The sequence below is a fragment of the Streptacidiphilus neutrinimicus genome (assembly GCF_000787815.1).
Taxonomy (GTDB): Bacteria; Actinomycetota; Actinomycetes; order Streptomycetales; family Streptomycetaceae; genus Streptacidiphilus; species Streptacidiphilus neutrinimicus.
The window spans coordinates 19,412-31,695 of record NZ_BBPO01000079.1 but is presented as its reverse complement, the minus strand read 5'-3'; the positions used below and the strand labels follow the sequence as shown (position 1 = coordinate 31,695).

Genomic DNA, 12,284 nt, shown 5'->3' with positions numbered 1-12,284 from the left:
CCGGCCGTGATCAAGCTGTGGTCCGACGCCTGGCCCGAGTTCACGCCCTTCCTCCAGTTCGACGTGGAGATCCGCAAGGTCATCTGCTCGACGAACGCGATTGAGAGCGTGAACGCGCGGATCCGCAGGGCGGTCCGGGCGCGCGGGCACTTCCCGAGCCCGCAGGCCGCGCTCACCGGGTCTTCGCCGACAAGGTCGAGGAGTACGTCGGCATCGTCACGGACCTCGGCAAGCGGTACTTCAGCCAGGACAAGGGCTTCAAGTCCGGCCTCGACCGCAGTGCGCGCCGCGCCGCTTGGCGGATGATCAGGCGCGAGGAAGGCGTCGAAGACGTGGCGTGAAAGCCGAGGCGCGGACCGACGATCGGACCCATGGACGAACCTGGCACCCCTGCCGGGTTCGTCCGTGCACTGGACGAACGATCACCACAGTCTTCACACTAGGTGCACAACTCAACTCCGTTGATTCCGGGCCTGGTGAGCACCGCCTCTGGTCACCGGGCCTCGGGGTCCTCCGCACCACCACAGATGACGAGACGACGCGCGCCACAGAAACGGGGGCACCCGCGTGCCGGAGAACGTGATCAACGGCCGCTACGAGATCCTCGGCGAGCTCAGCCACGGCGGCATGGGCGACGTGTGGCGCGGGTACGACTCCGTGCTGGACCGGCCCGTGGCGGTCAAACTGATCCGGCAGGCCGCGGTCACCACGCCGCAGTTGGCCGAGGAGTTCGCCAAGCGGTTCCGCCGCGAGGCCCGGATCGCCGCGCGCATCCAGCATCCTGGCGTGCCCCAGGTCTACGACGCCGTCCTGGACGACTCGTTCGAGCGGGTGTTCCTGGTCATGGAGCTCGTCGACGGCATCCCGCTCACGGCCTATATCCACCCCGACCATCCGCTACCGGTCAGTTGGGCCGCCGCCGTGTCGGCTCAGATCGCCACCGTGCTCTCCTACGCTCACGACGTCCCGGTGATCCACCGCGACCTCAAGCCCGCCAACGTCCTGGTCGCCCGGGACGGCACGGTCAAGGTGCTGGACTTCGGCATCGCGGCACTCCTGCGCACCAATGTCACCAAGCTCACCGCTACCGGCAGGCCCATCGGGTCGCACCAGTACATGGCCCCGGAGCAGGTGCGTGGTGGCCGCATCACCCCGCGCACCGACCTCTACGCGCTCGGCTGCGTCCTGCACGAGCTGCTCGCGGGGCGTCCAGTGTTTACCGGGGAGAACGAGTTCGCGCTGATGCACCAGCATCTCGCCGCGGCGCCGGTGCCGCTGCGCGAGCTGCGGGCGGATGTTCCGGAGGCGCTGGAGGCGCTCGTCCTCCACCTGCTGCGCAGGGCGCCCGAGAGCCGTCCGACCGACACCCAGGAGGTCTACGACCGGCTGTTGCCGTTCCTGCCCTCGGCCGGGTCCGTGCCCGCGCCTGACGAGGCAGGACCGGTCGGCGCGCCGGATCCGACCGGCCTGTTCCGACACCCGTACGCGCCTCGCGCCCGTACGCAGGTGCCCGCAGCCGCGGCCTACACGCCCACGACGGTCGAGCCCGTGCCCGCCCCCGCGCCGGTGCCGGACGGCGAGCTGCGGGCGGCGATCAAGCAGGCCTACGCGGAGTCCGGCGAACTGGCCGACGAGGAACGCTTCGCTCAGGCCGTCGAGGTGCTGAGCGAGGTCATCGAGCCCGCCGGGCTGGCTCTGGGACGCGACAGCCGACAGGTCCTCGACCTGCGCCGCCAGCGCGCCGCGATCCGCTTCCTCGGCGGCGACTTCCGTGCCGCCCTGCCGGAGTTCGAGACGCTCGCCGACGCCTACGCTCGGACCGCCGGTTCCACGGCGACCGCCACGCGCGAGTGCCGTGCGCAGGCGGCCCGCTGTCGCGCCGAGCTCGGACAAGTCACCCAGGCACTCCAGGAACTGCAGGCCGTCCTCAACGTCGTGAAGCAGGTCGACAGCGACGTCAGCGAGGAAGCGATCGAACTGCGGCACGGCATCGCCGTCCTGGTCCTCGCCGAGGGGCGGGTCGCCGAGGCGGTGCGACTCTTGGAGCCCCTCTACGAAGACCTGGTCATGGTCTTCGGCGAGGAGGACGAACTCGCCGTCGAGGTCGCCGAGACGCTCTTCCGCATCGGCCTCGATCCGGACGCCCCCGATCTCGGCCTCGGCTGAGCTCGCTATCCGCGCCAGCAACTACTGCAACCGCAACCGCAACCGCAACCGCCGGCACCGCCGACCCGACCCACCCGGATGGATGACATGCAGAACCCCGGCCCCTCCACCGCCGCCGGCTTCGGGGAGCCGAGCCGCGAGCGACTGCGACGGGTGCTGGGGGACTGGCGCGAGTCGTTGCTGGACCTCAGTGGTCGCAACAGGCTGCTGAACTTCCGGCACACCCGCTCGGCCACGTTGGAGATCACCACCCCTGATGCCGCCACCCTCCTCTCCGGTCTGGCCCGGGGCTGGGACTTCGCCTCCGTCGGAGAGGACGAGGGTGAGAACGCCGAGCGTGCGCTGGCCGCCTCCCCGGGCAGCCGCCCCGCCGCGGGCCTGGTGACTCAGAAGACCACGCAGGCGAGCCTGAACACCGCCGTCGCCCGGCTGCGGCTCCAGTCCGGCCTGATGTACAACGACTACGGCCTGTGGGTGCTGTGGCTCGGCGTCGGGATGCTGGACTGGTGCGAGTCGGACGACCAGGAGAACCCGTCCTCCGCGCCGCTTCTCCTCGTGCCGGTCGAGCTGCGCCGCAGCCGCGACGGGAGGTCACGGCTCCACGCGGCCGAGGACCAGGACACGATCCTCAACCCCGCTCTCGCCGTGAAGATGGCGCGCCTGGGCATCGACTGGTCGCCCGTGGCGGAGCAGGACCCTGCTGATCTCGCCGCGGTCCTCGCGGCGGCGCGCCGCGTCGCCTACCCCAAGCGCGGCTGGACCGTGACAGAACGGGTGGTGCTGGGCCTGTTCACCTCCTATAAGGAGGCGATGTACCAGGACCTGCAGCAGAACGAGGAGCTGATCCTGGCGCATCCGCTGGTGCGAGCTGTTGGCCTGGGCCCCGACGCGGGCCTGCCCGCTGACGTCGTCGGCTTCGAGGCGCCGAGCCTCGACCGGATCGACGAGATCCAGCCCCCTGAGCGCACCCCGCTCGTTCTCGATGCCGACGCGTCGCAGCGGCAGTGCGTGGCGGCCGCGCTCGACGGCCGCTCCTTCGTCGTCAGCGGGCCGCCCGGCACCGGTAAGAGTCAGACGATCACCAACATGATCGCCGCCTTGATGCACGCCGGGCGCACGGTGCTGTTCGTCAGTGAGAAGGCGGCCGCCCTTGACGTGGTGCGCAACCGCCTGAGGGACGTCGGTCTGGGCGACTTCGTCCTGGCCCTGCACAGCGGTGACACCAGCAAGAAGGCCGTGGCGACCGAACTCGGCCGCGTCCTCACCACGGAGGTGCGCGCCAACGGGGCGGCCGACTACGAGCTCGACAAGGCGCGCGAGCTCCGGGAGGCGCTGTCGGGGCATGCGACGGCAATGAACGAGCGGCGGGAGCCGTTGGACCGCACCCTCCACGACGTGCTCGGGCGACTGGTCGTGCTGGAGCAGCAGCGTCCCGAGAGCCAAAAGGTCTCAGTACAGCTGGACGGAGGCCGGGTGCGGCGGGAGCTGTCCGAGGCCGTCCTCCAACAGTTGTTGGACATCGCCGGCGCCGTCAGCAGGGCGTGGCGTCCGGCCGTTGAGGGGGAGGGCTTCGTCTGGCGCGGACTGCGCGGCAGTTCGCCGCTGGAGGTGCTGGCCCGGGCGGACGACGCCCTGGAGCAGATCCAGGCCGCCTGCTTGCGCCGCCCGTTCGCCGCCACCCAGGCCGAACCGCTCACGGCTCGGGAGCTCGACGTCATGCTGCGGGAGCTTCGAACGGGACTGCCCACGACGGTCGGCAACGACCAGCCGTTCGGGTCGAGCACGCTGCCCGACGACCCCGCGGGCACGCTGGCCGAGCTCGCGGACGCCTTCGGACTGCCCAAGCCTGGATCGGCCCGGACCGCCCTCGCCCTGCTGGAACTTGCCGATCTCGCCGGGGCTGCACATCGTCCACTTGCTGCTTGGTTCGAGGAGTCGACACTCCGGCTGGCCGAGGCGGCCACCGCAGAACTCCAGCAGGCGACGGTGGCGGAACGGGCTGCCCGCGCGGCGGCGGCCGACGCCTTCAGCGAGCGGGTGTTAGCGGCCACGGACCTGTCCGAGCTGGTGCGGCGGTTCGCTGAGCAGCACCATGGTTTGCTGGCCCGCTTCTCCGCCGCCTACAAGGCCGATCGGGCAGCGGTGACGGCGCTCTCGGCCTCGGGTACATGGCACAAGGGTCTGTCCAAGCGGCTCGGCGACGCGTTGGCCTGGCGGCAGTCGGCCGCGCGCACCGAGGCCCTCCGCCGGGCTCACTCCGGGCTCCTTGGGCGTTACCTCCCCGCGGGCGAAACCGGCTTTGACGAGTTGACGGAAGCGTTGGCCACAGCCCGGCGGGCTCTCGCGCTCGGTGCGGACGCGGCCGCCGGCGCGGGCACGGCCCGACCGGACCGGTTCGCCTTCTTGCTTTCCGACGACGCCGCTCCCGATGCCCTCGTCCTCCTCCAAGCGCGGGCGGCCCGCAAGGCGCTGTCGGATTGGTGCGGGGAGGCTGAGCGACGACTTGCCCGTTGGTCCGAGTTGTCGACCGCGCTGCTCGGGCTGTTCACCGAGGAGCGGGCGCTGGAGCTCTCGCCGCAGGTGCTCGGGCCGTTGGGACAGGCCCGCGTGCTGGTGGACCGGCTACGCGGCGACCCGCAGGGGCCGGAGGAGTGGCGAGCTTTCGCCGCAGGTATGGAATTCCTGCGCGGAGCGGGCATCGACGGGCTGGTGACGCGCTGCGTGGAGCACGGAATCGCGGCCGGCGTCTTCCCGTCGGTCGTGGAGGGCGCGTTGCTGAGAGTCTGGGCGGACGCCGTCCTGGAGAGCGACTCCCGGCTGAGGGTGGTCCGGTCCCTGGACCTGGACGCCCGCGCGCAGGACTTCCGTGAGGCGGACCGCAGGCTGGTCAAGGCCGCCCGCGGTGGGGTGGTGGCGAGCGTCAACAGCCGCCGTCCGCGCAGCTTCGCAGGCGGCGCGGCAGCGGTGATCACCAGGGAAGCACAGAAGAAGACGCGGCACATGCCGGTCCGCGACCTGCTCTCGCGAACCGGCGAGGTGGTCCGGCTGGTCAAGCCCTGCTTCATGATGAGCCCGTTGACGGTCAGCCAGTTCATTCCTGCTGACTATCAGTTCGATGTCGTCGTCTTCGACGAGGCGTCACAGGTGCGTCCAGGGGACGCGGCCAACTGCATCTACCGGGGTCGGTCGTTGATCGTGGCCGGCGACGAGAAGCAGCTGCCGCCGACCTCCTTCTTCGATGCGGCGGTGGGTGAGGACTCCGAAGAGTGGGACGAGGAGCTCCCCGACAAATTCGAATCGCTGCTGCACGCCTGCCGTGCGGGCGCGATGCGCAACCTGGACCTGCGGTGGCACTACCGCAGTCGTCACGAGGACCTCATCACCTTCAGCAACCGGTCCTTCTACGGAAACTCGATGGTGACCTTCCCGGGCGCGCACGAAACCGCGAACCATGTGGGCGTCGAGTTCTTCCGCGCGAACGGCGTCTACGACCGAGGAGGCCGCAGCGACAACACGATCGAGGCCGAGTTTGTCGCCCAACGCGTGCTCCACCACTTCGACACCCGCCCGGGACAGAGCTTGGGCGTGGTGGCCCTGTCCCAGGCGCAGGCGTCCGCGATCGAGTCCGCCGTCGAACAGGCAAGGCTGGCACGACCCGATCTCGATCGCTTTTTCACCGAGAGCCGCCTGGACGGCTTCTTCATCAAGAACCTGGAGTCAGTGCAGGGCGACGAGCGTGACGTGATGATCATGTCCGTGGGCTACGGACCCGACCAGCACGGTCGGCTGTCGCAGAACTTCGGCCCGATCAACCGGGAGGGCGGCTGGCGCCGCCTCAACGTCGCCGTCACCCGTGCCCGGTACCGGATGGAGCTCGTCGCCTCCTTCGCCGGCGACGAGCTGCGGGACAGCGAGAACACGAGCGTCCAGCACCTCAAGCGCTACCTGCAGTACGCCCAGCACGGGCCGAAGGTTCTGGCTCAGCAACTGGTCCAGGACCAGGCGGAGACGGAGAGTCCGTTCGAGGAGTCGGTGCTCGCCGTCCTGGAGGGGTGGGGTTACCAGGTCCAATCCCAGGTCGGCGTCGCCGGGTACCGCATCGACCTAGGCATTCGCCATCCCGAGGCGCTGGGTTCCTACGCCCTGGGTATCGAGTGCGACGGGGCGATGTACCACTCCTCCAAGGTGGCCCGGGATCGGGACCGCCTGCGCGAGGAGGTTCTGAACGGCCTCGGCTGGAGGCTGTACCGGATCTGGGGGACTGACTGGTATCGGGATCGCGTGGGCGCGCAGAACCGTCTGCGGGCCGCGGTCGAAGCAGCGATCACCCAACCCTCGGGGCCCGTGGTGCAGCCCGCTGCGCCGACTGTCGCTCCGACGGCCCCGGTCCTCTCGTCCACTCCGGCGCCCCATCCGGAGCGGCCGGTCGAGGAACGCGTTCCGGTCAAGCCCGCGCACGTGCGCACCTGGGCCGTGCCCTACGAAGCCGCGCAGGTGAACACGCGAGCGGCGTACGAGCTGCACACTGCTGAGGCACGGCCTGAGGTCGGGCGGCTGGTGACCGAGATCGTCGGGGTCGAGGGACCGATCCACGAGGAGCTGCTCATCCAGCGGGTCCGGGAAGCCTGGGGCGTCGCGCGATCCGGCAGCCGCATCCGGGACAACATCCGCACGGTGCTCACGAGCCTGAGGCGGATGGGGCGGATCGAGGAGGTGGAGTCGTCAACCTACGCTTTCCCCGGTAGTGGTCCGTTGAGGGCGCGGACGCCTGATCCGGGCTGGACTCGCAAGGTGTCGCACGTTCCCGCGGTCGAACGCCGGTTGGCTCTCTACGAGCTGGCCTCGGAGTGTCCGGGAATGAGCGGCGAGGAGCTGCTCAGAATGACCAGCGACTTCTTCGGCTGGGGCCGGCTCGGGTCCGACATCCGCTCCGCACTTGAAGCAGACATCGCAGGCATGTTCAGGGACGGCCTGGTGGCCGGAAGCCTGGACCGTATTTCTGCCGTGCGGTGACGCGGCGGGGTGCGCGCCGATCGCCTCGGAGTGCGCCCCACCTCACGCAGTCTGGAGTAATTGTCAAGAGTCGTGGGCGGGCGGCTGCTGGGTGAGTCGTCGCGTGAGTCGTTCGGCGTTGAGGGCGCGGACGGCGGTCTCGACGGCGTCCTGATCGGTGGGGTCGATGCCGCGGCTGGTGAGGAGGGCGGCGATCTGCTTGGCCGGGCCCCAGGCGGATTGGTCGTCGAACGCGTCCTGGAAGTCGGGCAGGTGGATGTCGACGGCGTTGATGACGGGGGCGATCCAGCGCGGTTCGACGCCGCGTTCGGTGAGGGCGAAGCGCACCCATTGCTTGAGGAGGTCGGGCAGGAGGGTGCGCTGGTCGTGGTCGAGGACGGCCTTGCGGGGCAGCCAGTCGGCGAGGAACAGCATGGCCTGGGCGGGGCTCCAGGCCAGGGGGCCGGTGGTGATGTAGTTCTCGCCGTAGTCGAGGAACAGCTCGGCTAGTGACCGGATCGTGTCGAACGTGTCCGAGTCGGTGTCGCCGACGGCGTTGGTGGTGAACGTGCCCAGGAGACGGGTGCGTTCGGCCTCGGGCAGTTGCTGGTGTTCGGGCCAGTCGGGGAGGTGGTCGCGGCAGCGCGTCCAGGCCAGTGCCCGCAGCTCGACGAAGTCTTCGTCGTTGTTTCGGGGCCAGGTCATGTCCGTCGTTCGCAGGGCTGTGGCGAGATCGGCCAGCGCTGCGGACACCTCGTGGCCGGTCAGGGGCATGGGGACATCGTCGTCGTCCCGCATGTCGGACCAGGCGGTGGCAGCGTCCGGGGTGAGGAGGCCGAGTTTGTCGACCATGGTGCCGCCGGCCTCGGTGATCTGGGCCATTAGGGTGTGCGGGGTGGGTCCCTCGTAGGCGATGAACAGCACGCGCTCGCTGTCCCAGACGTCCACCGCGCGCCAGGCCCGCACCGGGTGATGGCCCACGGCGGTGCGCCAGGCGGGCAGCGGCTGGGTATCGGCGAGGACGGCCACGGTGCCGGCCAGCATCGCCCTGCTGTCTGGCGGTGCCACTCGTTCCAACGCGGCCACGGCGGCCAGACCCGCCGGGGACGGCGTGGTCGAGGCCCAGCCCGCCACCTCCAGGCACAGCCGCTGCTCGGGCTCCCGCTCGGTGAGAGGGGCGTCCACCCATGCCCGACCGAGCCAGCTGCTGGCCCACGCCTCCGCCGTCAGCAGCTCGCCGCTGCCGCCTCCGAAGTGCCGCCGGGCATCGCGCATCACCTGGTCCGACAGCATCGCCGGCAGCGGTGAACGACGGACCGGCTTCTGCTTCCTGCTTCCGGAGGAATTGCGGCGGCCACGGCTCTTCGGCATACCCGTAAGCCTGTCACATCCACGCTCCCTGGCCGGCATCCGTCGTGCGCCCTCCCGCATGATCTCGTCCAACAACGACGCCCCGCCATCCGCGGTGCCGTCATTCACAAGGGTGAGCACCAACGTGCCTTCCCGACCGGCACAGCGACTACCGGCCTCGCTCGACGACCTACCGACCGACCACCGAGAACGTACCTCCCGGGCAGGCCCACAGGTTCTGAGCATTGCTCCGCAGTCCGGGCGCTGCGCCTCAGTTGGTCACGCGTTGTGCCGTGGCTTCTGCGGCCGACGCTGACCGGCGGTTTCGGGCGCCCGGTTTCGCAGTCCCGTCATGGCCGACGTTGCCTGCGATGACTGACGCAGCTCGTGTCAGAGCAGGGGAAGACGACGACGCCGGGGGGCCAGGGGCGTTCTCCGCGCCGTGTGGGAGGTGCGGCGGGCCCCCTGGGCAGCGGACGCGTGCAGGGGCTTCTGCCTCAGCTGCAGCGCGTGGCCCGCCGGCAGGCTGGCCTACCCGTCGGAGGTTGGGTAGGGGTGCCAGCCGGTGGTCGTGACGGTGAGGGTGGGGCCGTCGGGCAGAGGGAGCGGGATGGACTGTCCGAAGATCCCTTCCTGGGTCTGGACGTAGCCGAGGTTGTCGAGGGTCAGGACGTGCCAGGTGCCGTGGCGGGGGTCGATGACGAGGTAGAGCGGGATGCCGTGTGCCGCGTAGAGCTCGCGCTTGTCTCGCCAGTCGGCTTTCGCGGAGGAGGGGGAGACCACCTCGCCCACGACACGGACGACCTGGGCGGGGGTGTTGCGCACGGTCAGGTCGATGTCGTCGCGGTGCATGACGACCACGTCGGGGCAGGGTTCGCCGTCGGTGCCGAGGTCGATGCCGCGCTCGCCCCATGCCTCGTAGGGGTCGAAGTCCTGCCGGACGATTGACCTGATCACCAGATCGTGCAGGAGCAGGGGGTTTGCCTGCATCACGATCTGGCCGCCGTAGTACTGGGCGACCAGGCCCGATGGCGGCTCGAACGACTCCCAGATCCGTGCGATGTCCGTCACCTGTCGAACGTAGCACGCCGGGCCGAAGGGGCGAGGGTTTCGCCCGGCTGCGGACGTGGGGCTCCGCGGCAGCCGTTCTGGCTTCGAGCCTCCGCCTTTGTATGGACGCGACAGCCGGGCGGGTGACGGCACGCTTCGGCGGGTGCCGGTCGGCTGGACGCGAATGGGCCGGAGCAGGTGGTCGGACCCGGCACGATTCGGCACCACGAGGGGAGCGCGGAGGGAGCGCGGACGGTGCGATACGAGCTGACACCACGCGGCACTATCTGACACGCTCCGACATGCTCTGATCAGGGCGGATGCGATCGTGACGAGGCCGCGGCCGCGCGTCGAAGGCCGTTTCGCCCAGGCGCCCCAAGGGCTGGGCGGGAGTCGCTGCGAAACGCGGCCCAGGAGCGTTCGTGCACTCGTAATGCGTAGGTCTCGGGTTCGAATCCCGAAGCCGGCTCCTTTGAGGCCCAGGTCGCAGTCCACTGCGATCTGGGCCTTCGGGTTTTCCGGGCTTCTTGGGCTGACCGGGCCTCCCGGCTCCCCGTCCCCGGCCCTGACCCGGCAGTGCCGTCAGCCGAGGTCCGCGGTCAGTTCAGGTCCGCGGTCAGTCCAGGTCCAAGGGGAAGTCGTCGTCCCCGCTCAGGAGGTCGCTGTCGCCGCCGCCGTTGCGGAGGTCCTGGAGGGCGAGCTGGTAGCCGAGCTGGAGGCGGTTGGACGCGCCCATGCCGATCTTGATGCGCTGGATGTGCGCCTGGAGGGAGCGGGAGCTGATCCCCAGGCGGCGGGCGATCGCCGCGTCCGGGTAGCCGCGGACCATCAGCTTCTTGATGGCGCTCACCATGTTCGGCATGACCGCCGCCGCGGCCTCGGTGGCGTGGCTGGGCTGGAAGGGGTAGTCGGAGGCGCGGTCCCAGGCGCGGTCGAAGCTGTCGGCGAGGAAGTGGACCAGCGCGGGGTGCGTGATGCGCAGCGCGCCGCTGCGGTCGGAGTTCATAGGCAGGAAGGCGACCTTGCGGTCGAAGATCAGGAGCCGGTCGAAGAACTCGTCGAGCGTGCGTATCTCCGCGCCCATGTCGATCGCCGCCCTGGCGTAGGCCTTGGTGGCCTCGTCGAACCGGGCGGTGTGCTGGTAGAGCGTGCGCATCTTGACGCCCGCCTTCAGGCGGGGCTCGACCGAGGCGAGCGCCTCGGCGAGGGTCTCGACGCGGCGTGCCCCGTCCGGCTGGGCGGTGAGCATCTCGATCCGGGTCTTCGCCACCTGCCGGTCGATCGCGGGCCCGATGGTCGAGAACCCGACGAGTTCCTCGCCCCAGGGGACGGGCAGGGTCCCGGCAGATGAACGCACGGAATCGCTGAGCATTCTTCGCAACTCCTCGGCTCGCCCCAGGGAGAGGCCTGCGGCTCTTTTCAGTTCGTCCACGCTGTGCATGAGCTCCTCGAGCTGCTCGACCGCCGAGGCCACCAGCTGCATGGACAGGCCGGCCTGCGAGCCCTGGCCGCTCGGCGCGTCCGAGCCACCCGATTCGGACGCGTCCCCCGTCTGCCGGCCATCCATTGAGCCGCTCCCTCCCAGTGCCGTGCCTTTCCGCGGGCGCGTGCGGGAGGTCCCAAGGAAGGCGCCCCCCGGCGATGCCTCGCTCGCCGGCATCACATCCGGCCGTGACAGTGTCACATATCGGAGCCCCGCACTCACGCTTTGCAGGCAGCCCGGCCTACACTGACTTGCCGTCAGTTTCCTTGCGTGCGCTCCTGGTGACCGACGAAATGGGTTCGCTCGTCCGGACTGCACCGATCTGGACGGCCGTGTCGAGGCCTCTGCCCTCCACTCCTTGCAATGCAAGTTCCCGAGCCTCCTCGGCCCTGGCTCTCGATCCGGGCTCGACCGACGATGGAGGAGTCGAGCAGTCAGCGAACAACTACAGGATGGGCACATTGACTACCAAGGCGCTCTCACCCGTACTGGTCACCCTGATCGGCGTGCTCTGTGCCTTCTCGCTGCCGGCAGCCCGCTCCTCGGTCGCGGCCAACTACTCGGAAAGCAGCAGCTCGCACGCCCTGGCGCTGCCCGGCGACGTCGGCTGGGACGTCGTCCCGCCGTCCCGGTAGCTCGCCCGACGGCTACTCCGCAGAATTCACTTCTGGTTCCACCGGCACCCGCATCCGGGCTGCTTGGATTTCCTTGGGGGAAGCTATGGGTGCGTCCGCGCAGAATGCAGCACTGGTTCTTGAGGACGGAACTCTGTTCGTCGGCAGAGCATTCGGCGCCACCGGAGTATCTCTGGGCGAGGCCGTGTTCTGCACCGGTATGACGGGGTATCAGGAAACGCTGACCGACCCGTCCTATCACGGTCAGATCGTCGTGCAGACAGCCTCGCACATCGGCAACACCGGCTGGACCGCCGAGGACGACGAGTCGTCCAGGATCCAGGTCGCCGGCTACGTGCTCAGGGAGCTGTCCCGGCGTCCGTCCAACTGGCGCTCGCGGCACTCGCTCGGCGAGGAGCTCGAGCGTCAGGGGATCGTCGGCGTCTCCGGGATCGACACCCGGGCCCTCACGCTCCACCTGCGCACCCGCGGCGCGATGCGCGCCGGGGTGTTCTCCGGTGACGCGTTCGGCGACCGGGCGGAGATGACCGCCCAGGTGCTCGCCGCGCCGCCGATGGCCGGCGCCGCGCTGGCGGTCCGGGTCGGCACCGTGAAGCCCTATGTCGTGC

General features: G+C 69.9%; 7 protein-coding genes, 1 tRNA gene and 1 pseudogene. 6 read left to right on the top strand and 3 right to left on the bottom strand.

Translation table 11 applies throughout. The features are described 5' to 3' along the window. From TR48_RS41135 to TR48_RS32430, 3 genes and pseudogenes are all read left to right on the top strand, one after another. Positions 1 to 174: pseudogene (locus TR48_RS41135) on the top strand (transposase); the annotation flags it as partial. A gap of 393 nt (positions 175 to 567) precedes the next feature. Beyond that, positions 568 to 2,166: a serine/threonine-protein kinase gene (locus tag TR48_RS32435; RefSeq protein ID WP_042373960.1), complete on the top strand. Its 1,599-nt coding sequence runs from the start codon at positions 568 to 570 to the stop codon at positions 2,164 to 2,166. A 78-nt stretch (positions 2,167 to 2,244) separates the two neighbouring features. Then, entirely contained in the window at positions 2,245 to 7,179 is a 4,935-nt protein-coding gene (locus tag TR48_RS32430) for a DUF3320 domain-containing protein (RefSeq protein WP_236652430.1), read from the top strand. A 63-nt stretch (positions 7,180 to 7,242) separates the two neighbouring features. On the opposite strand, the gene TR48_RS32425 is transcribed toward TR48_RS32430, so the two are convergent. Then, the gene (locus tag TR48_RS32425) at positions 7,243 to 8,529 is read right to left on the bottom strand and encodes a hypothetical protein (protein ID WP_042373958.1); all 1,287 of its coding nucleotides are present in this window, start codon (positions 8,527 to 8,529) and stop codon (positions 7,243 to 7,245) included. 510 nt (positions 8,530 to 9,039) lie between these two features. Beyond that, positions 9,040 to 9,579 carry a Uma2 family endonuclease gene (locus TR48_RS32420; protein WP_042373957.1) on the bottom strand — a complete coding sequence of 180 codons (540 nt, stop codon included), beginning with the start codon at positions 9,577 to 9,579 and terminating at the stop codon, positions 9,040 to 9,042. Between the two features lie 368 nt (positions 9,580 to 9,947). Here TR48_RS32420 and TR48_RS42580 point away from each other — a divergent pair. Next, a tRNA-Thr gene (locus TR48_RS42580) sits at positions 9,948 to 10,030 on the top strand. Between the two features lie 144 nt (positions 10,031 to 10,174). Here the strand turns inward: TR48_RS42580 and TR48_RS32415 are convergent. Further along, positions 10,175 to 11,125 carry a helix-turn-helix domain-containing protein gene (locus TR48_RS32415; RefSeq protein ID WP_052443239.1) on the bottom strand — a complete coding sequence of 317 codons (951 nt, stop codon included), beginning with the start codon at positions 11,123 to 11,125 and terminating at the stop codon, positions 10,175 to 10,177. A gap of 368 nt (positions 11,126 to 11,493) precedes the next feature. Here TR48_RS32415 and TR48_RS42575 point away from each other — a divergent pair, with 368 nt between their 5' ends. After that, positions 11,494 to 11,676: a hypothetical protein gene (locus TR48_RS42575; RefSeq protein WP_152628307.1), complete on the top strand. Its 183-nt coding sequence runs from the start codon at positions 11,494 to 11,496 to the stop codon at positions 11,674 to 11,676. A gap of 85 nt (positions 11,677 to 11,761) precedes the next feature. Beyond that, the coding region (locus TR48_RS32410; RefSeq protein WP_042373956.1) for a carbamoyl-phosphate synthase domain-containing protein at positions 11,762 to 12,284 on the top strand (523 nt) is incomplete at its 3' end.

Bases quoted from the DNA above. Each gene is read 5' to 3' on its own strand.
- TR48_RS32430 (WP_236652430.1), top strand. From the start codon at position 2,245: ATGGATGACATGCAGAACCCCGGCCCCTCCACCGCCGCCGGCTTCGGG.
- TR48_RS32425 (WP_042373958.1), bottom strand. From the start codon at position 8,529: ATGCCGAAGAGCCGTGGCCGCCGCAATTCCTCCGGAAGCAGGAAGCAG.
- TR48_RS32415 (WP_052443239.1), bottom strand. From the start codon at position 11,125: ATGGATGGCCGGCAGACGGGGGACGCGTCCGAATCGGGTGGCTCGGAC.
- TR48_RS42575 (WP_152628307.1), top strand. From the start codon at position 11,494: ATGGGCACATTGACTACCAAGGCGCTCTCACCCGTACTGGTCACCCTG.